The sequence below is a fragment of the Arthrobacter sp. APC 3897 genome, assembly GCF_030407495.1.
Lineage (GTDB): Bacteria > Actinomycetota > Actinomycetes > Actinomycetales > Micrococcaceae > Arthrobacter_B.
The window spans coordinates 1-21,289 of record NZ_JASDDG010000034.1; the positions used below are offsets into that span (position 1 = coordinate 1).

Sequence of the window (21,289 nt, forward strand, 5' to 3'; positions counted from 1 at the left end):
ATGGAAAGAGACCTGTAACTACGGGTGAACATTCTTAAGCGGAGCCGGCAGGACCTGTTCTGTTACGGGCTGTTTCCACCAGCGCTGCGGCCGGCTCTTCCACAGTGCCGCCAGCCACCAGACCATCAGTCCCACTCCCCAGAAGACACCTGCACTGGAGGCCATGAGCCACGCCTCGGGCAGCTGGGAATCGAGGTCCGGCGCCCCCATAAGCCACCCGATGGCCTTGGGCGAAAGCAGGAAAACGACAAAGGACGAGCCCAGCAGGACCTTGCCCCAGATGCGCACCCCTGTTCCGGGCTGCGTAAAGTCCGCGATGTTCCGCCAGAGGACCGGGATGAAGAGAGCCACCCACACCCAGTGGTGGGACCAGGAAACCGGTGAGATCAGCAGCATCAGGAGCGCGGTTGCCGACAGGGCGGTGACCAGGTCTCCGCGGTTGCCCGCGAGCCTGATGATGACGGCCGCGGCGGCAGTCATCAGCAGGGACAGCAGCAGCCAGGGCAGGTCCACGGGGAAGTCAGGTCCGGTGAAGTGCAGGATGGCGCCCTTGATGCCCAGGTTGTCCACGTATCCGGCGCCGCCGATGCGGGAGGTGTCGGGCAGCAGCTCGGCCCAATACGTGCGTGATTCCCGGGGCAGAATCAAGAAGCCCAGCCCGAAGGTGGCCAGGAAGCCGAAGGTCATGTTGCGCAGGCCGCGCCAGTCTCCCCGCGCCAGGTAATACAGCCCGAACACCAGCGGCGTGAGTTTCAGGCCAGCGGCGACGCCGGTCAGCAGCCCGGTGGGCCAGGTGTCCCGTTTGATCAGGAAGTCCGCCATAATCAGCCCGAACAGCAGGATATTGATCTGCCCAAACGCCAGGGTTTCCCGCCAGGGCCCCAGCAGGACAACGAAACCAATGCCGGCCAGGGCCAGCGGGCGCAGCCACTGGTGCTTCAGGACGGCGCGCACTCCCGGCTGCCGGGAGGCATAGGCAACACCCAGCACGGCAGTGGCTGCGGCGATCAGCAGCGAAATTGCGGTGAAAATATTGAGTCCGAGGCTTTGCCCGAACGGCGCCAGAACGGCAAAGAGGAGCGCTGAAAAGGGTGGATATGTGAACAGGAGACTGCTGCCCTCGCGGTACTGCACTTCCTTGGTGTAGAGCTGGCCTCCGGCGTCGATGACGCTCTGCCCGCCGGTCAGGTACACGCTGAAATCCAGCCCGTGCCGGGGTGAAATCACAAAGGCTGCCGTGATCATGAGTGCTGCGGCGACCAGTGCCGCCAGGGTTACAGCCAGCCGGGCCATTCCGGATCGGGTCTTCAGGCCCATGATTCTCCCTGCACTACAGCCAACTGACGTATTAACGCTCGCTAGTCTACCGGGGGCCGCCCGTCGGTGAACTGTCCGGGGCACAGGATAGGCTGGGCGCAGTCAATCCACCTTCGGAAGGTTGCTCATGTCCGCACCGCTTTTGGCCATCGTTAATGCCCGCGTTGTTCCCGTCACCGCGCCGCCGTTTGACGGCACGGTTTTGCTGGAAGAGGGCAGGATCCGGGAGCTTGGACCGGATGTCACCGTTCCGGAGGACGCACGGGTGATCGACGCCGGCGGCGGGTGGCTGCTGCCCGGCCTCATTGACGCGCACACGCATCTCGGCGTCCATGAAGAGGGTGAGGGCTGGGAAGGCAACGACACGAACGAGATGACGGATCCCGTGATGGCCGGAGTCCGCGCCATCGACGGCGTCAACCCGCACGATCTGGGTTTCGATGATGCGCTCGCCGGAGGAGTCACCGCCGTAAACATCAACCCCGGATCAGGCAACCCGATCGGCGGTCTGGCCGTGGCCCTGCACACGCACGGCCGTTACGTGGAGGAAATGGTCCTGCGCTCCCCCAGCGGCCTGAAGTCCGCCCTCGGCGAGAATCCCAAGCGGGTCTACAACGACAAGAAGCAGACCCCGTCCACCCGCCTGGGCACGGCGCTGGTCATCCGCAAGGCGTTCATGGATGCGCAGAACCACATGGGAAAGAACGACGACGACGACCGCGACCCCCAGCTCGAAGCCCTCGCCATGGTGCTGCGCCGGGAAATCCCGTGGCGCCAGCACGCCCACCGTGCCGACGACATTGGCACGGCCCTCCGGCTGGCCGACGAGTTCGGCTATGACCTGGTCCTGGACCACGGCACCGAGGCCCATCTGCTGGCCGACATCCTGGCCGAGCGCGGGGTACCGGTGCTGATCGGCCCGCTGTTTACCACCCGTTCCAAGGTGGAGCTGCGCCGGCGGAGCCTGGAAAATCCCGGCAAGCTGGCCGAGGCCGGGGTGGAAATCTCCATCATCACCGACCATCCGGTGGTTCCGATCAACTTCCTGATCTATCAGGCGGCGCTGGCGGTGAAGGAAGGACTGGATCCCGAGACAGCCCTGCGTTCGGTCACCATCAATCCCGCCAAGGTCCTGGGCCTGGCAGACCGCATCGGATCGCTGGAACCGGGTAAGGACGCCGATGTGGTGCTCTGGAGCGGAGATCCGCTGGATGTCATGCAGCGGGCGATGACCGTGTGGATCGGCGGACGCGAGGTGTACCGCTACGACGCCGAGACCCGTACGCCCGTGGTGGCCGGCCGGCAGTGATCAGACCCGCAGCCCGCACACCTGCTCCGGGCAGTCCCCGCCCTCCCCTGCCCGGGATTATCCGCGCCGCGTTTGGAGCATGGCTGGCCGCCGCCGTTCTGGTGGCCGTGGCGGGGGTTTCCTTCATCACCTCAGCGCAGACCCAGCACCGCGACGGCGCCGCGCTCACCAGCTTGGGGCTGGTGACCTTGTCTGTGGCGCTGGTGATCGGGTTTTATGCGCTGCGCCTGCGGACCGGCAAACGCAGCGCACGCGAAACACTCACGACCGTGGGCATGATTGTCGGGATACCGCTGCTGTTCCGCGGCCCGGCACTCATCGCCCTCGGAGCCGTCCTGCTGCTCTGTGTACTGCTGCTGTGGCTGCCGCAAAGCAGCAGATTCTTCCAGGCACGCGATCCGAAGGCCCGCCGCCGGCTGCCGGGCCGGCGGCGGCCCTAGGGCTGCGGGTCTCCGGACTTCCTACAGCCGGCCCAATGCCTGCTCCAGGTCCGCGATCAGGTCTTCGAGATCCTCGATGCCCACCGAAAGCCGCAGCAGGTTCTCCGGAACGGCAAGCTCGGTGCCCTTGACCGACGCGTGCGTCATCTCCGACGGGTAGTTCATCAGCGACTCGACCCCGCCCAGGGACTCAGCGAGCGTGAACACGCGGGTGGATTCGGCCACCTTCCGGGCTGCTGCCTCGCCGCCCTTGAAGGACACCGAGACCATGCCGCCGAAATCCTTCATCTGGGCCTTGGCCAGATCATGTCCGGGGTGATCCTCCAGCCCCGGATACAGCACGTTTTCCACGGCCGGCTGATCCTTCAACCATTTGGCCACAGCCATGGCGTTGGAGGAATGCCGGTCCATCCGCACGCCCAGGGTCTTCAGCCCGCGGGTGGTCAGCCAGGCTTCCATCGGAGCGGACACCGCGCCGACAGCAAACTGGATGAAGCCGATCTTCTCGGCGGCGTCGTCGTCGTTCAGGATGACCGCGCCGCCCACCGCATCGGAGTGACCTCCAATGTATTTGGTGGTGGAGTGCACCACGATGTCCGCGCCCAGGGCCAGCGGCTGCTGAAGGTACGGGGAGGCAAAGGTGTTGTCGACAACCAGCCAGGCCCCGGCGCCGTGCGCTGCCTGTGCGACGGCGGCGATGTCGGAAATCTTCATCATGGGGTTCGACGGCGTTTCCAGCCACACCATTTTGGTGTTGCCTGCCGCGATGGCGGCGGTGAGGGCGGTGGTGTCGGACATGTCCACTGCGGTGTTGGTGATGCCCCAGGCCGACAGGACCCTGTTGATCAGCCGGTAGGTGCCGCCGTAGGCATCGTTGCCGAGCACGATGTGGTCCCCGGGGGCCAGAAGGGCGCGGATCAGGGCGTCCTCGGCGGCCAGGCCGGAGCTGAAGGAGTACGCGTGGGCGCCGCCTTCCAGTGCGGCCAGCTGATCCTGCAGCGCATCGCGGGTGGGGTTGGTGCCGCGGCCGTACTCATAGCCGTTGCGCAGTCCGCCAATGCCGTCCTGGGCGTAGGTGGTGCTCTGGTACAGCGGCGGAATGACCGCGCCCGTGGCGGGGTCGGGGGCCTGGCCCGCATGGATGGCGCGGGTGTTGAAGCCTTCGCTCATGGTTTACTCCCTTGCTTCAGGATGGATGTCGGTTAGGCGCTCAAGTAGGACAGCAGGTCATGCCGCGTGAGTATTCCCACGGGCGCACCTTCCGAGGTGACCATGACGGCGTCGTTCTCCTGCAGTTTTTCCTTGGCGGCGGCCACCGAGTCACCGGTGCCGACCATGGGCAGCTGCGGTCCCATGTGCTCGCGGATGCTGTCCGTGGGCTTGGCCTCGCCGCGGAACAGCTTCTCCGTCAGCGAGCGCTCGTCGACCGATCCGAGGACCTCGCCGATGCGCACCGGCGGTTCCTGCGACAGGACCGGGATGCAGGAAACGCCGTACTCGTTCAGGATGTTGATGGCATCCAGGACCGTTTCGTTGGGATGGGTATGCACCAGGTCCGGCAGCGAGCCGTCCTTGGCCGCGAGGACGCGGTGCACGGAGGCTTCCTGTTCCGCACCCTGCAGGAAACCGTAGGAGCGCATCCACTCATCGTTGAAGATCTTGCCCATGTAGCCGCGGCCGCTGTCCGGCAGCACCACCACCACAACGTCGTCGGGTCCCAGGTCCCTGGCGGCGCGCAGGGCGGCCACTACTGCCATGCCGGAGGATCCGCCCACCAGCAGGCCTTCTTCCCGGGCGAGCCGGCGGGTCATGGCGAAGGACTCGGCGTCGTTCACGGGAATCACCTCGTCGGGGACGGACGGGTCATAGTTGCCCGGCCACATATCCTCGCCCACGCCCTCCACGAAGTAGGGGCGCCCTGTACCGCCGGAGTACACCGATCCCTCGGGATCAGCGGCGATGACGCGGACGGGACCGGAGGGACGGTCCGCGGAAATGTCCTTGAGGTACCGGCCGGTGCCCGTAATGGTGCCCCCGGTGCCGGCACCGGCAACGAAGTGGGTGACCAAGCCGTCGGTATCCGTCCAGATCTCCGGCCCGGTCGATTCGTAATGGCTTTGGGGCGCGGAGGGATTGGAGAACTGGTCCGGCTTGTAGGCTCCTGGGATTTCCCGGACCAGGCGGTCGGAGACTCCGTAATAGGAGTCGGGGCTGTCGGGTGCCACGGCGGTGGGTGTCACCACCACCTCGGCACCGTAGGCGCGCAGCACATCCCGCTTTTCCAGCCCCACTTTGTCCGGTGTGACGAAGATGCAGCGGTATCCCTTTTGCTGTGCCACCAAAGCCAGGCCGACGCCGGTGTTGCCGCTGGTGGGCTCAATGATGGTACCGCCGGGCTTCAGTTTGCCTTCCCGTTCAGCGGTCTCAATCATCCGGACCGCGATGCGGTCCTTGATGGATCCGCCCGGGTTCAGGTATTCCAGCTTCACCAGCACCGTGGCCGCGATGCCCTCGGTGACATGGTGCAGCTTCACCAGCGGGGTCTTGCCGATCAGGTCCAGGACAGTATCTGCAAACTTCATGTGCAACACGTTACTGGTTCGCTTCCACGGGTCCAGCTTTCGCCGGAACCCGGCGTAGCAAAAGCCACACCGCCCGGACCCTTCCCCGGCCCCGGCCTGTCAGAGCTGCGTGCAACCATGGAGATATGTCCTTCTCCGTACCGGCTTCCGCCCCTGCGGGAACCGGCGCCCGCTCCGGAGCCGGGCCGCTCTCCATGCTCTGGGAGTCGGACCGGCCGTTGAGCCTGGCACAGTCGCTGGGTATCCTGGCCCACGGCCGAAAGGATCCGGCGGTGCGGATTGGCCCCGGGGCGGCGTGGTTGGCCTTTTCGACGCCGGAGGGGAATGCCACGCTGGCACTCAGCGAGCAGCCCGCCCCGGCACCGGGCTCACGCGTGCTGGCCCGGGCCTGGGGTCCGGGTGCCGGGGCGGCGCTGGCCGGTGTACCGGCGCTGCTCGGGGAACGTGATGACTGGACGGCCTTTGACGACCCCGGGTTCGCCGCGGCCCTGCCTCCCGCAGTGGCGGAAACCCGGCGCCGGAATCCCGGTCTGCGTTTGCCCAGCACGGGCCGGATGCTGGACAGCATTGTTCCCGTCATTCTGGAACAGAAGGTCACCGCCATGGAGGCCTACTACGCATGGCGGTATCTGGTGACCAAATACGGTGCCGATGCTCCGGGACCGGCACCCGCCGGTATGAAAGTTCCGCCCCGCGCCGAAACCTGGCGCCGGGTTCCCAGCTGGGAGTGGCACCGTGCCCGGGTGGATTCCCACCGCTCCGGCACCATCCTAAGGGCGTGCGGGGTGGCTTCCGGCCTGGAACGGCTGTCCGGAGTTCCGCTCGGCACGGACCTGACGTCACGGCTGTGCTCGGTCCCCGGCATCGGCCCCTGGAGCGCCGCGGAAATCAGCCAGCGCACCCACGGCGCCCCGGACTCAGTGTCCGTAGGCGACTACCACCTGGCAGCGTTCGTGGGCGAGGCGCTGACCGGACGCCGGACGGACGACGCCGGGATGGTGGCGCTGCTGGAGCCATGGCGGGGCCACAGGCAGCGCATCGTGCGGCTGCTGGTGCTCAGCGGCTTCCGGAAGCAGGCCTTCGGGCCCCGGCTGGCGCCGGAGGACCACCGCGGCCGTTAGAACACGGATTTCCCGGCGGGCGGGGCCGGAAGCTCCGTCGCCGGAACCAGCTGTTCCACCACTTCCTCGCGCATCTGCACCTTTCGGATCTTTCCAGACACCGTCATGGGAAAGCTGCTCCTCACCTGTACATAGCGGGGAATCTTGTAGTGCGCCAGCTTCCCCCGGCAGAACTCGGCAATGGACGCGGCGTCCGGTTCCGGTGCGCCGGGAACCGCGATGATGCACGCCATCAGTTCCTCTCCGTAGCGCTCATCCGGGATGCCGATGACCTGGACGTCCGAGATGGAGGGATGGGAGTAGAGGAACTCCTCGATCTCACGCGGATAGATGTTCTCCCCGCCGCGGATGACCATATCCTTGATCCGCCCCTCGATGCTGACGTAGCCTTCCTCGTCCATCCGGGCCAGGTCCCCGGTGTGCATCCATCCCTCGGAGTCGACCGCTTCGGCGGTCTTCTCCGGCTCATTCCAGTACCCGGCCATCACGCTGTAGCCGCGGGTGCACAGCTCGCCGATTTCTCCGAACGGAACGGGGCGTCCGGTCCCGGGATCCACCACCTGGTTCTCCAGGTGGGGCATGGTCCGCCCCACGGTGCGGGTCCGGCGTTCCAGTGAATCCCCGCGGCGGGTCATAGTGGATACCGGGGAGGTTTCAGTCATTCCGTAGCAAATGGCCACTTCCGCCATATTCATGTCCCTGATGACCCGCTTCATGATTTCCTCGGGGCAGGGGGACCCGGCCATCACTCCGGTGCGCAGGGAGGAGAGGTCATACCGGTCAAAGTCTTCCAGTCCCAGTTCGGCAATGAACATGGTGGGCACCCCGTACAGGGAGGTTGCCTGCCGGCTCTGGACAGCCTCCAGCGCCGCGGCGGCGTCGAACGTTCGGGACGGGATGATGGTGGCGGCGCCGTGGGACAGGGCGGCCAGGTTTCCGATGACCATCCCGAAGCAATGGTAGAACGGGACCGGCAGCACCACCCGGTCTTTTTCCGTGTAGCCCAGGAGCTCTCCGATGAAGTATCCGTTATTGAGGATGTTGGAGTGTGTCAGTGTGGCGCCCTTGGGAAAACCGGTGGTGCCGGAGGTGTATTGGATATTGATGGGATCCCCGGGCTGCAGTGTGGCCATCCGCTCTGCCACGGGACCGCCCCCGTCCGGAGTGCCTGCGGCGGCTCGGCGACCATCCGCTGCGAGGGCGGCCAAGCCGTCGGTCCCCGCCCCGGCCAGGTAAACGACGTCGAGTAAGTCCGCCTGCTGCTGTGCGTTGCGGGCCATGACCTCGTAATCATTGCGGGGATCCCCGGGTGCAGTGAACAGCATCCGCATGCCGCTTTGATTCACGACAAAATCGAGTTCACTCTGCCGGTACGCAGGATTGACGTTCACCAGCACAGCCCCGGCCTTCGCCGTCGCATATTGAAGAAGGGTCCATTCAGCACAGTTCGGCGACCAGATTCCCACCCGGTCCCCCGCCCGGACGCCCCGCGCCAGGAGTCCCGCGGCGAGGTCATCGACATCGCGGTTGAATTCCGCATACGTCCAGGACCGCCCCGTGGGGACATCGATCAGCGCGTCGGCGTCCGGAAAGCGGCTGGCGTTCCGCTCCAGGTTGGCTCCGATGGTTTCGTTCAGGAGCGGGGCGGGAAAGGGTGAAGCGGCGTAAGAGGGCAAGGCACAGACTCCTTCGGCTGCGGGGCAATGACTGCCCCGAACGCTACCAAGACTTGCCCCGCCTGCGAAGGGCTAGTAGGGCGTAATCGTTAATCGGTAAATGGACGACGGCCCCGCACCGAAGCGTTTCAGCACTGCCACCACGGCTTCCTCGTGCTCGCTGTCAACGGCCACCTGTGCGCGCAGCCGGTCCTCGAAATCCATTTTCCGCTGGTTGCCGCGGAAGGTCTCCGTGCGGAGCCTGTCCGAGTACACCGCGGAGTCTGACAGTTCCAGGGACCGCGCGCCTGCCAGCAGCAGGGCATCACGGAGGCCGTCGATGCGGTCGGTATTAACGAGCGCGCTGAGCACATAGTCCGGGATGCCGGAAGGGCGGCGAGTGCCGTCTTCGGCCGTCGAGGTCATATCGGAGCCCCGTCCCCGCGTGGTGGGACGTGAGGTGATCCCGCTGAGCGCATAACCGGAAGCTCCCTGCTGGACCTGGTCCAAATCGTCCTGTTCCGGGCCGGGCTCGCGCAGTCCCATGCTGCGGCTGATGATCGCGGCGATGATCCAACTCAGGGTGAAGGAGAACAGGACCACGCAGACAATGGCCACCACCTGATGCCAGAGCAGCAGTCCTCCGCCGCCGTTGAAGAGCCCGTCGTCGCTGACGGCGTTCACTGAGCTGTCCGCGAAGAAGCCGAGCAGGAAGGATCCCAGCACGCCGCCCACAAAGTGGACGGCGATCACGTCCAGGGCGTCGTCATAGCGCAGCCTGTGCTTGAGCCCCACCGCGAAACAGCAGACGCAGCCGGCAATCAGGCCGATCAGGAGCGCCCCGCCTGTGCTGACAAATCCTGCGCATGGGGTGATCGTGGCCAGTCCGGCCACCGCCCCGGAGACCGCGCCCACGAGGGTGGAGTGGCCGCTGGTCAGGCGTTCCACCAGCAGCCAGGTCAGCATGGCGGCCCCGCCGGCCACGTGCGTGTTGATCAGGGCCTGGGCTGCGATGTCGTTGGCCTGGAGTCCGTCTCCGGCGTTGAATCCAAACCAGCCGAACCACAGGATGCCGCCGCCCACGAGCATCAACGGCAGGTTGTTGGGCGAAGTCTTGAGGTTGGGCCAGCCGCGGCGCCGCCCTACCACCAGGAGCACAGCGATGGCGGCGGCTCCTGCCGAGGCGTGCACCACCATCCCGCCGGCCCAGTCCTGGGCACCGAGCTGAACCAGCCACCCCTTGGGATGCCACAGCCACCTGGCCGCCTGGGGATAAACCAGGATGGACCACGCGGCCAGGAAGACGGTCCAGCCGGCGAACTTCAGCCGTCCCGCCGTCGCTCCGGTCAGCAGCGCCGGTGTGATGATGGCAAACATCATCTGGTAGGCAACAAAGGCCAGGGCCGGGATCGTTACGCCCGCGGCAACGGTATGGAACTGGGGCGTCTCCACGTCGATCAACGCCAGGGCATCGAACTCCCCCACCAGCGAGTTGCCCTTGTTGCTGAACGCCAGGGTGTACCCCACCAGCACCCAGGTGACTGTGATGATGCCCAGCGGGATGATGTTCTGCATCATCATGGTCAGGACGTTGCGGACCGGGACCATTCCGCCGTAGAAGAGAGCCAGCCCGGGAACCATGAACAGAACCAGGCCCGCGCAGATCAGGACCCAGGCGGTATCCGCCCCGTTCACAGCCGGCTGCCCTGTGTGCAGGATCCCGGGATGCGGTTGTTCCCGGGTGTTGAGTGCCACTGGAGGGCGTATCGGGCGGCAAGAGTGCACGTGGCCATGACATCCCCGTTTCCGGCTCTGCATAAGGGTGGATGGTGCGTCCCGGCCCACCGCTGCCACAGCGGGCAACCGGGGCTACGAGCTTACTTCCGTGCCCAAACCCATAAGAAGAGAACAGGCACCTCCACGCGCTCAAAGGGCCGAAACCGTTTCCGGTCCCGGCCCTTTGGGCTGTCTATGCTGTGGTCAGGACGTCTTGGCGCCCACCATCCCGTGCGGATCGATGACGTATTTGCGGGCCACCCCGGAATCGAATTCACGGTAGGACTCCGGCGCCTGTTCCAGGCTGATGGGCGTGGCGTTGACGGCCTTGGCTATCTGGACCTTGTCATGCAGGATCGCCATCATCAGCTCCCGGTTGTACTTCATCACCGGGCACTGGCCCGTGGTAAAGGACAGCGATTTGGCCCACCCGGTGCCCAGATCAAGGCTCAGTGACCCCTTCTGCGCAGCCTCGTCCACTCCGCCCGGGTCACCGGTGACGTACAGCCCGGGAATGCCCAGGGCCCCGCCGGCAGCGGTGATGTCCATCAGTGAGTTCAGCACAGTGGCCGGTGCCTCCGTGGCCGAGCCGTGGCCGTGGCCGCGTGCCTCGAACCCCACTGCGTCCACGGCGCAGTCCACTTCGGGAACGCCCAGGAGCTGTTCAATCTGGTCCTTGGGGTCGCCCAGGGACACGTCCACCGTTTCGCAGCCAAAGCTGCGGGCCTGTGCCAGGCGGTCCTTGTTCAGGTCACCGACAATCACGACGGCGGCCCCCAGCAGCTGCGCTCCGGCAGCTGCGGCCAGACCCACCGGACCGGCACCGGCGATGTACACCGTGGATCCGACGCCCACCCCCGCGGTGACTGCCCCGTGATAGCCGGTGGGGAAGATGTCGGAGAGCATGGTCAGGTCCAGGATTTTCTCCATCGCCTGGTCCTTGTCCGGGAAGCGCAGCAGGTTCCAGTCCGCGTACGGAACAAGTACATACTCGGACTGTCCGCCCACCCAGCCGCCCATGTCCACATAGCCGTAGGCGCTGCCGGGCCGGTCCGGATTCACGTTCAGGCAGATGCCGGTCTTCCGCTCCTTGCAGTTCTTGCAGCGGCCGCAGGAAATATTGAAGGGCACCGACACCAGGTCTCCCACGGAGTGAAATTCCACGTCCGGGCCGGTTTCCACGATTTCACCGGTGATCTCATGTCCCAGGATCAGATTGGGCGGGGCGGTGGTGCGGCCGCGGACCATGTGCTGGTCCGATCCGCAGATATTGGAGGTCACTACCTTGAGGATGGCCCCGTGGGGCACCTTCCGGCCAACATTGGCAGGGTTGACCCCGGGTCCGTCCCGGAGTTCAAAGGTTGGATAGTCGATGTCCTGTACTTCCACGACACCCGGTTCTATGTAAGCAACTCCGCGGTTTGTGCTCATGGGTTTTTCCCTCGCCTTATCGTCGTTGATACGGACCCGGGGTTAAACGCCCTGCGCCGTGAACCGGAGCGGGGCCAACCGCGGGATATCTGACCCTAGCCCGGGACGGCGGCCTGCGCCAGAGTGACCACGGTCCGCGGCGCAACCCCGTGCAGCCCTCCCTTCCGCACTTAAAGCGCACCGCGGAGGCTCCCCTTGCGGGGAACCTCCGCGGTGCGTGAAGTCTGTGCCGCTGTTTGGCGGCTGGAGCGGGAGGCTAGTTGGTCTGTCCTTCGGACCCGGCGGCTGCCTGTCCGTTTTCCTGTGCCGCGATCTGCTCGTGAACGGCTTTCATGTCCAGTCCCTTGACCGCATCCACCAGTTCGCTGAACTGGGAGGCGTTGAGTGCACCGGGCTGCGAGAAGACCAGGACCTTTTCGCGGAAAGCCATCAGCGTGGGGATGGAGGTGATGCCGGCAGCGGCAGCCAGGCCCTGCTCCTTTTCGGTGTCCACCTTCGCAAAGGTGATGTCCTCGTGCTTCTGGGACACGGCGTCGTACACCGGTGCGAACTGCTTGCAGGGGCCGCACCAGTCCGCCCAGAAGTCAACGAACACAATGTCGTTTTCCTCAATGGTTTCGGGGAACGTTGCCTCAGTGATGTCGATAGTTGCCATTCTCCAACGCTATCCGGGGCACGCGGAGATGTCTGCAGTTGTTCGCTCAGCGGTGAAGGCGGCAGCGCGGGGCCGTTCCCGGGAAAGAAAAAACCCGCCCCGGCCAGTTTCCTGGCGGAGCGGGTTCTTCCCGTTCGGTGGCAGATACTGGATTCGAACCAGTGAAGGCGTTGCCAGCTGATTTACAGTCAGCCCCCTTTGGCCGCTCGGGTAATCTGCCGAACATCTTCGTGAGAAGACTGCCGCAAGCGACTGCGGCCTAAACAACTTTACAGAACTTTTGCCCAAGATACGAATCGGCGGCCGGAATTGGTTTTTACCCCGCCCGGAAGACGCTCCGGCCTAGAGGCCGCGGGCAATCCGTGACTGCATCTGTGCGTAGAAGGCATCAGCCTGTGCCTGGCTTACGGAGCCCCACGCGACGGCGTTGGCCAAGTCTTCCCGGATACCCGTCAGCCGGCGCTCAGCTGAGTCGCGCGGGGCTGAGATTTCCTCATCTGCGCCTGCAACCGCTGCACCCAACCCTTCCACCGGTGTAAGGAATGACCGCAGCTCCGACGCTTGGGCAGGGGCCGCGGCAGCCCCCACACCCGTAATGGAAACCGCAGCCAGCACGGACCCTGCCGCAGCGGTGCGCAGCCTGCCCATCTGGCTTCGCCGGGGACGGGGTTCGGACGGAGTGTTGGTGTTGTCCACCCCGCTACTGTCCCCCGGCAAGATGGGACCAATCCCGGGAAAAGCTGGGCGCAGCCTGTGAGGGCTGCCACGGATGCCCGGACCTACTAGGCTGGATGCAGGAGAAAAACTACTGCAAGGAGCGCACATGGCCAGCGAGTCATCATTTGATGTTGTGAGCAAGATCGACAAACAGGAAGTTGCCAACGCCCTGAACCAGGCGCAGAAGGAACTGTCCCAGCGCTACGACTTCAAGGGTGTAGGCGCCGAGGTGGACTTCAGCGGCGAGAAGATCCTCATGAAGGCCAACTCCGAGGAACGCGTCAAGGCCGTGCTAGATGTCCTCCAGTCCAAGCTCGTCAAGCGCGGTATTTCGCTGAAATCACTGGACGCCGGCGAGCCCTTCGCCTCCGGCAAGGAATACCGGATTGAAGCCTCCATGAAGGAAGGCATCGCCCAGGACCAGGCCAAGAAGATCAACAAGATCATCCGCGACGAAGGCCCCAAGGGCGTCAACTCCCGCATCCAGGGCGACGAACTGCGTGTGACCTCCAAGTCCCGCGACGACCTGCAGGCCACCATGGCGCTGCTCAAGGGCGCCGATCTGGACGTTGACCTGCAGTTCATCAACTACCGCTAGGCCTTCCCCCGCCGCGCAGCTGTTCGGCAGCTGACGGACCATTGACAGCACAACGACGGCGCCGCTCCCCTTCCGGGATGCGGCGCCGTCGTCGTTTGGGCCGGCCAGCCCCCCGTAGCTTGAACAGATAACGGGCCTAAAAGCTCCGGATAAGCCCCATATCTGTACTAGGAAATTCCCGTAGGCCCCTTTATCTGTACTAAGGACAATCTGTACTAAGGACTATCTGTACTAAGGACGGTCTGTGCGCCTGTTTGCGCCTAAAGCTTCACATCTTCGCCCGCAGGGCCGTCCTCGCCGTAGTCTCGCAGTGCGCGGCCTCCCACTGCCTCGCCCATCCAGGTGAGCAGCTTCCACGAGCCCCGCATGCCGCTGCCGCTGCCGCCCGATTCCATCACCGCTACCCCGGTGTTGCTCAGCGCGTTCTCCACGATGAAGTCAGGCTCGGTGTTTTCGGCACGGGCCGTGCACCAGGCGCGGATCATAGCGCCGTGGCTGACCACCACGGGATTTTTCAATCCGGCGGCCTGCAGTTCGTCGATCACGGCATCAAACCGCGCAAACGTTTCGTGGCCGTCCGGCCCGCCCGGCATGTGCACGCCCAGGTCTCCCTTGACCCAGCTGTACACGGTCTTCAAATAGGCGATGATCGCCTCGCGGTCGTTGCGCATTTCCAGGTCGCCGGCGGAGACCTCCCGCAGCCCGGGGCGGATCTCCACGGGAAGTCCCAGCGCTGCCCCCAAGGGCGCGGCGGTGAGCTGGGTGCGCACCAAGTTGGAGGCAAAGATGCCGTCAACCGGTTCGCCGGACAGGGCATCCGGCAATGCTGCCGCCTGGGCAAGGCCCAGATCCGTCAATCCCGGCCCGGGAACATCCGTATCGAGGAAGTGGTGTTCGTTGGAGGGAGTCTGACCATGGCGGATAAGGATGAGACGCATACCGGAGAGCCTACCTTTTCCCGCCGGCCGGCAATGGTGCCGGCCGGCGCAGACAGGGACAGCCCAGACCGGCGCCGGCAGCGGCAGAGGACGGTCAGGAACCGAGCGGACGTCCGGCCATGTTTTCCAGCCGGCGGATGCGGTCGGCCATGGGCGGATGGGTGGCGAGCAGGCCGCGGACGCCGTTCCGGAACGGATTGGCGATCATCAGGTGCGATGTGTTGACCAGTCTCTGGTCATTGTTGGGCAGCGGTGCGCGCTGCGTTCCGGTCTCGAGCTTCCGCAGGGCCGAGGCGAGCGCCAGCGGATCATCGGTCAGCTTGGCGCCGTCCTCATCGGCATCGTATTCCCGGGTCCGGCCAATCGCCGTCTGGATCAGCATGGCGGCAAACGGTGCCAGGATTCCCATGGCAATGGCCGCAAGCGGATTGGCGTTGCGGCGGTCCCCGCCGCCAAAGAGAAGCAGGAACTGACCCAGCGAGGTAATTGCGCCGGCAATGGCGGCAGCCACCGAGGACGTCAGGATGTCGCGGTTGTAAACGTGCATGAGCTCATGGCCCAGGACTCCGCGCAGTTCGCGTTCGTTGAGCAGGGCCAAGATGCCCTGGGTGCAGCAGACGGCGGCGTGCTGCGGGTTGCGGCCGGTGGCGAAGGCATTGGGCGCCATGGTGGGCGAGATGTACAGCGCCGGCATGGGCTGGTTTGCCCGGGCGGACAGCTCGCGCACAATGCGGTACATCTCCGGCGCCTGCTGTTCACTGACCGGCACGGCACGCATGGCGCGGATGGCCAGCTTGTCGCTGTTCCAGTAGCTGTACGCGGTGGTGGCCAGCCCGATGAACAGGAAGATCCAGATGAAGGAGGAACTGCCGGTTCCGCTGGAGAGCAGGGCACCGACGCCCAGCAGCACGGCGAAGAGCACACCGAACAGCGCGGCGGTCTTCAATCCGTTGAAGTGTTGATGCACGTAGTGGTCCTTTCGTCAGTGGATTCACCGATATCAACGTTTCACGGAGCTCCTCTGTTCCGCTAGGGCTCGGGGTGCCGGGCGTCGTACCGGGCGAAACGCGGCTGGTTCCGCGCCAGCACTCCCACCAGCGCCACGCAGACCAGACCGCCGATCACTGCAGCCCATCCTTCACCCAGGAAGGAGGCATCGACGCCGGCCACCAGGTCACCCAGCCGCGGCCCGCCGGCAACAACCACAACGAACACACCCTGCAGCCGCCCGCGCATGGCATCCGGCGTGGCGGACTGGAGGATGGTGGAACGGAACACCCCGCTGACCGAGTCGGCAATGCCCGCACACGCCATGGCGACGGCGGCCGGAATCAGCCACACGGTGGGTTCGGCGCCGTCGTTCCGTCCGGCCATCACCACCACCACGCCGAACGCGGACACGGACAGGCCCCATGCCACCACAGACCAGAGCACCGCCAGGCCCTGCCGCCGCACTGCGCCCAGGGGTCCGGAAAAGAGTCCGGCGAGGAAGGCGCCGACGGCGGTGGCCGCCAGCAGCACTCCCACCGTTGTGGCTCCCCCGCCCAGCAGCACGGCACCGATGGCGGGCAGCAGTGCGCGGGGCTGGGCCATGACCATGGCCGCCAGGTCCACCAGGAAGGTCATGCGGATATTGGGCCGGGTGGCCAGGAAGCGGAAGCCCTCCAGGACAGATTTCAACCCGGCTCTCTGCACTTCACCGACGGGCGGCATCGGGTCCAGCCGGTACACCGCCCACATGGCGGCGGTGAAGGTGACGACGTCGATGGTGTAGGTCCAGCCGTAGCCCACCCGGGCCACCAGGACGCCGGCCAGCAGGGGGCCGATGGTCATGGCCAGACCGAAGGTGATCATGCTCAGGGCGTTGGCGGCGGGCAGCAGCTCGGGCCGGACGAGCCGGGGAATGATGGCGCTGCGTGCCGGATGATTCAGGCCGCCGGCACCGGCATTGACCGCCACCAGGGCATAGAGCAGCCAAATATTGCCCAGGCCCGCCCACGCCTGGGCGGCAATCCCGATCGTGGACAGCCAGAGCAGCACCGAGGAGAACAAGGCCACCTTGCGGCGGTCATACGCGTCCACCACGGAGCCGCCGTAGAGCCCTGCCAGTACCAGCGGAACCAATCCCACCAGGCCCAGCAGCCCCACATAGAAACTCGACTGGGTCAGGGAATAGACCTCCAGGCTGACGGCCACCAGGGTCAGCTGAGTGCCGACGGCGGAAAGCGCCGTACCGGTCCAGAGTCGGCGGAAGTCGGGGCTTTCCCGCAGCGGGGTCAGGTCAGCAAGGAGTTTTGGCACCCGAGCAGTCTAAGCCGGAGGCCGCCGGCCCCTGCCGCAGGGCGCGTCCGGCGGGTTGCCCCGAAAATAGAAAGCACTCTTAGTATGGTGGGGAACCGTTGTCGTCCCGCAGGAGGTCATGTGTTTACCCGGAATGTCGCAGAGGGAATTCACCGCATCGAGCACGCCTACGTCAACACCTATCTGGTGGAGGATGGCGGCGGTCTGGCCATCATCGATGCCGGCCTGCCCGGCATATGGCCGGAGCTCTCCCGCGCTGTCCGAGACCTGGGGTACGGTCCGGGATCCGTGTCGGCGCTGGTGCTGACCCACGCGCATTTCGACCATGTAGGTTCTGCTGCCAAAATCCGGCGGGAGTTTCGGACGCCCATTTTGGTGCACGACGACGACCGGTACATAGCCGCCCATCCCTACCGGTACGAGCACGAGAACAACCGGTTCCTCTATCCGGTCCGCTACCCCGCATCAATCCCCTATCTGGGCGCCATGACCCTGGCGGGAGCACTGAATGTCCGCGGTGTTACCGATGTACACAGTCTCGGGGAAGACACCGGAGCCGCCCTTCCCGGCACGCCGCGCGTCATCCATACCCCCGGCCACACGGCAGGGCACGTGGCCCTGCACTATCCGGACCGGGGCGTGCTGATCTGCGGGGATTCCCTCGTGACACTCAACCCGTACACCGGTTCCAAGGGACCGCAGATCGTTTCCGGAGCGGCCACCGCCAGCAGCCCTGAGGCGCTGCGATCCCTGGAACTGCTGTCCGCAACAGGCGCCGCCACGCTGCTGACCGGCCACGGCGAGCCCTGGACGGGAGGCGCGGAGGCCGCCGTGGAACAGGCGCTGGCCCGCGGCGCGTCCTAGGAACCGCGCCCCACTTCCTGCTTGAGCACATCCAGCAGCCGGGAATCGCCGATGGGGCGAAAGTGCCCCATCGTGTCCAGCCGAATATTCCGTGCTCCCTGCAGGAAGCTCCCGCCTGGAATATGGGGGTCGAACCGGCTGAAGACCGAGGTGATGCGCGCATTAACGTCGCTGCTGCCCTGGAGCCGGAGCAGCAGCTTGTCGCGCGGCGAAAAGGCCCGGATGGACGGAACCAGGAAAAAGCGGGCATAGACGGAACCGGAAAAGGGCGTATTGACGGCGACCATGTGATCCACCCGCCGGGCGCCCTCCGGCAGCAGCATCAGCTGCTTGCCGATGAGCCCGCCCTTGCTGTGGGCAACCACAATGACCCTGCTGAGGTCCTGCTCCACGAGATACTGCCGGACCAGTTCCGCCATCCGGTCAATCCGGCCCCGGTTGAAGCCCAGCGGCGCCACCGTGTGAACCGGGTGGCCCCAGGAAGACAGCGCCTGTGCCAGCGGGCGCAGGAATTGCCAGTTCTCGTAGACGCCCGGAATCAGGACCACCGGGCGGCCCTCCGCTTCGGCCTGCGGATCCGGCACCAGGTATTCGGACGGATCCCGGCGGAACAGGAACCCGTTCACCTGCCAAAACCCCACGTAGGCATAATCCGCCGCCCAGGCCCGGCCCAGCCATACCCAGCCGCGCAGGCGTTGCCCCATCACTGCCGGTGTGCCGCTGCCCGCAGCAGTGCAGCAGTCCGTGCCGGTTCGGTATACATGCACACGTGCGGCTGCCCGGGCAGTTCCACGATGCGGGTGCCGGGACGGGACGCAGCCAGTTCCCGCACCCAGCGCAGGGGCACAATGGGATCCCTCGCACCGCGGGCAATGGTCACGGGAGCCTCAACGTTGCCGATGCGTTCTTCCAGCCGGTGCCGCACCATCTTGGGCAGGGTCCGCAGGTACCAGAGGGGGCCGGCCCGCAGGTAGTCGGTGAAGACGATCCAGTTAACGAGCGGCGGTTCCCGCAGGCAGTCCTGCGCCAGCCGCAGGCCCTGCAGCACGGCATGCCGTTCCCCGCGGTTGATCGTGGGCCCCATCAGCACCACGGATGTGACGAGATCCGGTGCATACAGCGCCATTTCGGTCACCACCTGGCAGCCCATGGAATGGCCAACCCACTGGGCGGAATCGATCCCGGCAGCCCGCAGCGCATCGCAGTTTATGCGGGCAAAGTCTTCCATCTCCAGGCTGCGGTGCGGTTGGGGTGTCGAACCGAAGCCCGGCATTTCGAGCGTGTGCACCGTGGAATCCTTCGCGAGCTCTGCCACCAGCCGGGAGTAGTAACGCCCGGAGGCTCCAATGCCGTGCAGCAGCACAGTGTGGTTGGTGCCGGAACCATAGGTGCGGATATCGACGTCGTACTCCCCCGCCCGGACGCGCTGAAGGCCCGGCTGTTCTTTGGTGCTTGTCAAAAGATTCCCCTGCTGCTGAACGTCGTCCTAACTCCTGAGACCACCCTAGCGGGCACAGCGCCGGGTCTTATTATGAATTATTCATAATAAGTGGTTAGCTTGTGGGCATGACATCGACAGCAGCTACCACTGAGGCCACCGCACGGTGGTCAGAAGAGTTGCGCACCCACGGCCGTCGGGTCACCAAGCAGCGGCTGGCGGTCCTCACCGCCGTCGAGCACCACCCCCATGCTGTGGTTGACGACGTCGCCGCCGCAGTACGCGGGGATCTCCCGGACATCAGCCTGCAGTCGGTCTACGTGGTCCTCGCGGACCTGACGGAGACCGGGCTGCTGCGGAAGATCGAGCCGCCGCACTCCCCCGCCCGCTACGAGACCCGCGTGGATGACAACCATCACCACGCGATCTGCACCGGTTGCGGACGGATTGAGGACGTGGACTGCGCAGTGGGGCACGCGCCCTGCCTGACGCCGGAGAACACCCACGGAATGACCATCCAAATTGCGGATGTGCTCTACCGCGGGCTCTGCGCAGACTGCGCCGACCAGGCTTCCTGACGTCATCTCAACACCCTTAAGAAAGAGAGAGCATGTCTAATTTCACCACCACCCAGACCGGCACCCCGGTTGGCAGCGATGCCAACTCGCTGAGCGCCGGCCCCAACGGAGCCATTGCGCTGCACGACCGTTACCTGGTCGAGAAGCTGGCCCAGTTCAACCGCGAGCGCATCCCGGAGCGCATTGTGCATGCCAAGGGCGGCGGCGCATTTGGTGAGTTCGTTGTTACCGAGGATGTTTCCAAGTACACGCGTGCCGCTGTCTTCCAGCCGGGCACCGTGACGGAAACCGTCCAGCGCTTCTCTTCGGTGGCCGGTGAGCAGGGCTCCCCCGACACCTGGCGCGACGTGCGCGGTTTCGCACTGCGTTTCTACACGACCGAGGGCAACTACGACATCGTGGGCAACAACACCCCTGTGTTCTTCATCCGCGACGGCATCAAGTTCCCGGACTTCATCCACTCGCAGAAGCGCCTCCCGGGCTCCGGCCTGCGTGACGCTGACATGCAGTGGGATTTCTGGACCAACTCCCCCGAGTCCGCACACCAGGTCACGTACCTGATGGGTGACCGCGGCATCCCGACGTCGTGGCGTGAAATGCCCGGCTTCGGCTCGCACACCTACCAGTGGATCAACGCCGCCGGCGAGCGCTTCTGGGTGAAGTACCACTTCACGTCCAACCAGGGCAACCACGAAATCACCGGTGCCGAGGCAGAGAAGATTGCCGGCGCAGACGCCGACTACTACCGCCGCGACCTGTACGAGGCCATCGCCGAAGGCAACTTCCCGTCCTGGGACCTGCACGTTCAGGTCATGCCGTACGAAGATGCCAAGACGTACCGGTTCAACCCGTTCGACCTGACCAAGGTCTGGCCGCACGCGGACTACCCGCTGATCAAGGTGGGTACCCACACCCTGAACCGCAACCCGGAGAACTTCTTCGCGCAGATCGAGCAGGTTGCCCTGTCCCCCGCGAACCTGGTTCCCGGCATTGACGCCAGCCCGGACAAGATGCTGATGGCCCGCATCTTCTCCTACCCGGATGCACAGCGTTACCGCATCGGCGCCAACTACAACCAGATCCCGGTGAACGCACCCAAGGCTCCGGTGAACAACTACTCGCAGGACGGCGCGCAGCGTCACTTCTTCAACTCCCCCGAGACCCCGGTCTACGCGCCCAACACCCTGGGCGGCCCCGCAGCCGACGCTGCACTTGCCGGCGAGGGCTCCTGGGAGAGCGACGGCTCGCTGGTCCGCGCCGCCGCAACCCTGCACTCCGAGGACAGCGACTTCGGCCAGGCCGGCACGCTGTACCGCGAGGTGTTTGACGACGCCGCCAAGGAGCGTTTCCTGGAAACGATCACCGGTGCCGTCTCCGGCGTTCAGCGCCCGCACATCCGCGAAGCTGCGATCCAGTACTGGACCAACGTTGATGCGACCCTGGGCGAGAAGCTGCGCCTGAACCTGGCTGCAGGCGAGACCACCGCAAACGAGAAGGCCGAGTTTGTGGGCGTTGCCGACTAACTCCGGACTTCCGGCAGCCGCTTCCGCGGCTGGCGAATGACAAGAG

General features: G+C 65.4%; 20 protein-coding genes and 1 tRNA gene. 7 read left to right on the plus strand and 14 right to left on the minus strand.

Features of this window, described 5'->3' with window-relative positions; translation table 11 throughout:
• Window positions 1-18 precede the first annotated feature (18 nt).
• Window positions 19-1,317, minus strand: coding sequence for a glycosyltransferase 87 family protein (locus QMA10_RS15225; protein ID WP_290169678.1), 1,299 nt, complete (start codon window positions 1,315-1,317; stop codon window positions 19-21).
• A gap of 127 nt (window positions 1,318-1,444) precedes the next feature.
• Between QMA10_RS15225 and QMA10_RS15230 the strand changes: the two genes are divergently transcribed.
• Entirely contained in the window at window positions 1,445-2,626 is a 1,182-nt protein-coding gene (locus QMA10_RS15230; protein ID WP_290169680.1) for an amidohydrolase, read from the plus strand.
• Complete coding sequence (locus tag QMA10_RS15235) at window positions 2,623-3,066, plus strand: hypothetical protein (protein WP_290169682.1); 444 nt, start codon at window positions 2,623-2,625, stop codon at window positions 3,064-3,066. The genes QMA10_RS15230 and QMA10_RS15235 overlap by 4 nt, the downstream gene beginning before the upstream one ends.
• Window positions 3,067-3,087: 21 nt before the next feature.
• Here the strand turns inward: QMA10_RS15235 and QMA10_RS15240 are convergent, their stop codons facing one another.
• Complete coding sequence (locus QMA10_RS15240; RefSeq protein ID WP_290169684.1) at window positions 3,088-4,236, minus strand: cystathionine gamma-synthase; 1,149 nt, start codon at window positions 4,234-4,236, stop codon at window positions 3,088-3,090.
• A gap of 32 nt (window positions 4,237-4,268) precedes the next feature.
• Window positions 4,269-5,648 (minus strand): cystathionine beta-synthase, encoded by a 1,380-nt coding sequence (locus QMA10_RS15245; protein ID WP_290169686.1) that lies wholly within the window; start codon window positions 5,646-5,648, stop codon window positions 4,269-4,271.
• Window positions 5,649-5,773: 125 nt separating this feature from the next.
• On the opposite strand from QMA10_RS15245, the gene QMA10_RS15250 reads away from it, so the two are divergent.
• Entirely contained in the window at window positions 5,774-6,769 is a 996-nt protein-coding gene (locus QMA10_RS15250) for a 3-methyladenine DNA glycosylase (protein ID WP_290169687.1), read from the plus strand.
• Here the strand turns inward: QMA10_RS15250 and QMA10_RS15255 are convergent.
• The 6 genes from QMA10_RS15255 to QMA10_RS15280 form a co-directional block, all read right to left on the minus strand.
• Window positions 6,766-8,445 (minus strand): AMP-binding protein, encoded by a 1,680-nt coding sequence (locus QMA10_RS15255; protein ID WP_290169688.1) that lies wholly within the window; start codon window positions 8,443-8,445, stop codon window positions 6,766-6,768. The two genes, QMA10_RS15250 and QMA10_RS15255, sit on opposite strands and share 4 nt — an antisense overlap.
• 72 nt (window positions 8,446-8,517) lie before the next feature.
• The gene (locus QMA10_RS15260) at window positions 8,518-10,179 is read right to left on the minus strand and encodes an ammonium transporter (RefSeq protein WP_290169690.1); all 1,662 of its coding nucleotides are present in this window, start codon (window positions 10,177-10,179) and stop codon (window positions 8,518-8,520) included.
• A gap of 225 nt (window positions 10,180-10,404) precedes the next feature.
• Entirely contained in the window at window positions 10,405-11,631 is a 1,227-nt protein-coding gene (gene fdhA, locus QMA10_RS15265; protein ID WP_290169691.1) for a formaldehyde dehydrogenase, glutathione-independent, read from the minus strand.
• 256 nt (window positions 11,632-11,887) lie between these two features.
• Entirely contained in the window at window positions 11,888-12,286 is a 399-nt protein-coding gene (gene trxA / locus QMA10_RS15270; protein WP_290169693.1) for a thioredoxin, read from the minus strand.
• Between the two features lie 138 nt (window positions 12,287-12,424).
• Window positions 12,425-12,506 (minus strand) — tRNA-Tyr (locus tag QMA10_RS15275).
• 122 nt (window positions 12,507-12,628) lie between these two features.
• Window positions 12,629-12,982 (minus strand): hypothetical protein, encoded by a 354-nt coding sequence (locus QMA10_RS15280; RefSeq protein ID WP_290169696.1) that lies wholly within the window; start codon window positions 12,980-12,982, stop codon window positions 12,629-12,631.
• 127 nt (window positions 12,983-13,109) lie between these two features.
• Between QMA10_RS15280 and QMA10_RS15285 the strand changes: the two genes are divergently transcribed.
• Window positions 13,110-13,601, plus strand: coding sequence for a YajQ family cyclic di-GMP-binding protein (locus QMA10_RS15285; RefSeq protein WP_290169697.1), 492 nt, complete (start codon window positions 13,110-13,112; stop codon window positions 13,599-13,601).
• A gap of 260 nt (window positions 13,602-13,861) precedes the next feature.
• On the opposite strand, the gene QMA10_RS15290 is transcribed toward QMA10_RS15285, so the two are convergent.
• The 3 genes from QMA10_RS15290 to QMA10_RS15300 all read right to left on the minus strand — a co-directional run bounded on the left by QMA10_RS15290 (window position 13,862) and on the right by QMA10_RS15300 (window position 16,840).
• On the minus strand, window positions 13,862-14,539 hold the full coding sequence (locus QMA10_RS15290; protein ID WP_290169699.1) for a histidine phosphatase family protein: 678 nt from the start codon (window positions 14,537-14,539) through the stop codon (window positions 13,862-13,864).
• Window positions 14,540-14,633: 94 nt separating this feature from the next.
• Window positions 14,634-15,506, minus strand: coding sequence for a zinc metalloprotease HtpX (htpX, locus tag QMA10_RS15295; RefSeq protein ID WP_290169702.1), 873 nt, complete (start codon window positions 15,504-15,506; stop codon window positions 14,634-14,636).
• Between the two features lie 62 nt (window positions 15,507-15,568).
• Window positions 15,569-16,840, minus strand: coding sequence for an MFS transporter (locus tag QMA10_RS15300; protein WP_290169703.1), 1,272 nt, complete (start codon window positions 16,838-16,840; stop codon window positions 15,569-15,571).
• 120 nt (window positions 16,841-16,960) lie between these two features.
• On the opposite strand from QMA10_RS15300, the gene QMA10_RS15305 reads away from it, so the two are divergent.
• Entirely contained in the window at window positions 16,961-17,704 is a 744-nt protein-coding gene (locus tag QMA10_RS15305; RefSeq protein WP_290169705.1) for an MBL fold metallo-hydrolase, read from the plus strand.
• Here the strand turns inward: QMA10_RS15305 and QMA10_RS15310 are convergent.
• Both QMA10_RS15310 and QMA10_RS15315 read right to left on the minus strand, forming a co-directional pair.
• Complete coding sequence (locus tag QMA10_RS15310) at window positions 17,701-18,408, minus strand: alpha/beta hydrolase (RefSeq protein WP_290169707.1); 708 nt, start codon at window positions 18,406-18,408, stop codon at window positions 17,701-17,703. The two genes, QMA10_RS15305 and QMA10_RS15310, sit on opposite strands and share 4 nt — an antisense overlap.
• A complete protein-coding gene (locus QMA10_RS15315) occupies window positions 18,408-19,163 on the minus strand; it encodes an alpha/beta hydrolase (protein ID WP_290169709.1) in 756 nt (251 codons plus the stop codon). Before QMA10_RS15315 ends, QMA10_RS15310 begins: the two co-directional genes overlap by 1 nt.
• Before the next feature lie 107 nt (window positions 19,164-19,270).
• Here QMA10_RS15315 and QMA10_RS15320 point away from each other — a divergent pair, with 107 nt between their 5' ends.
• Window positions 19,271-19,720, plus strand: a complete 450-nt coding sequence (locus tag QMA10_RS15320) for a Fur family transcriptional regulator (protein ID WP_290169710.1) — start codon at window positions 19,271-19,273, stop codon at window positions 19,718-19,720.
• Between the two features lie 32 nt (window positions 19,721-19,752).
• Window positions 19,753-21,243, plus strand: coding sequence for a catalase (locus QMA10_RS15325; RefSeq protein ID WP_290169712.1), 1,491 nt, complete (start codon window positions 19,753-19,755; stop codon window positions 21,241-21,243).
• Window positions 21,244-21,289: the final 46 nt, after the last annotated feature.

Bases quoted from the DNA above. Each gene is read 5' to 3' on its own strand.
- QMA10_RS15225 (WP_290169678.1), bottom strand. From the start codon at position 1,317: ATGGGCCTGAAGACCCGATCCGGAATGGCCCGGCTGGCTGTAACCCTG.
- QMA10_RS15230 (WP_290169680.1), top strand. From the start codon at position 1,445: ATGTCCGCACCGCTTTTGGCCATCGTTAATGCCCGCGTTGTTCCCGTC.
- QMA10_RS15240 (WP_290169684.1), bottom strand. From the start codon at position 4,236: ATGAGCGAAGGCTTCAACACCCGCGCCATCCATGCGGGCCAGGCCCCC.
- QMA10_RS15245 (WP_290169686.1), bottom strand. From the start codon at position 5,648: ATGAAGTTTGCAGATACTGTCCTGGACCTGATCGGCAAGACCCCGCTG.
- QMA10_RS15250 (WP_290169687.1), top strand. From the start codon at position 5,774: ATGTCCTTCTCCGTACCGGCTTCCGCCCCTGCGGGAACCGGCGCCCGC.
- fdhA (WP_290169691.1), bottom strand. From the start codon at position 11,631: ATGAGCACAAACCGCGGAGTTGCTTACATAGAACCGGGTGTCGTGGAA.
- trxA (WP_290169693.1), bottom strand. From the start codon at position 12,286: ATGGCAACTATCGACATCACTGAGGCAACGTTCCCCGAAACCATTGAG.
- QMA10_RS15285 (WP_290169697.1), top strand. From the start codon at position 13,110: ATGGCCAGCGAGTCATCATTTGATGTTGTGAGCAAGATCGACAAACAG.
- QMA10_RS15290 (WP_290169699.1), bottom strand. From the start codon at position 14,539: ATGCGTCTCATCCTTATCCGCCATGGTCAGACTCCCTCCAACGAACAC.
- QMA10_RS15310 (WP_290169707.1), bottom strand. From the start codon at position 18,408: ATGGGGCAACGCCTGCGCGGCTGGGTATGGCTGGGCCGGGCCTGGGCG.
- QMA10_RS15320 (WP_290169710.1), top strand. From the start codon at position 19,271: ATGACATCGACAGCAGCTACCACTGAGGCCACCGCACGGTGGTCAGAA.
- QMA10_RS15325 (WP_290169712.1), top strand. From the start codon at position 19,753: ATGTCTAATTTCACCACCACCCAGACCGGCACCCCGGTTGGCAGCGAT.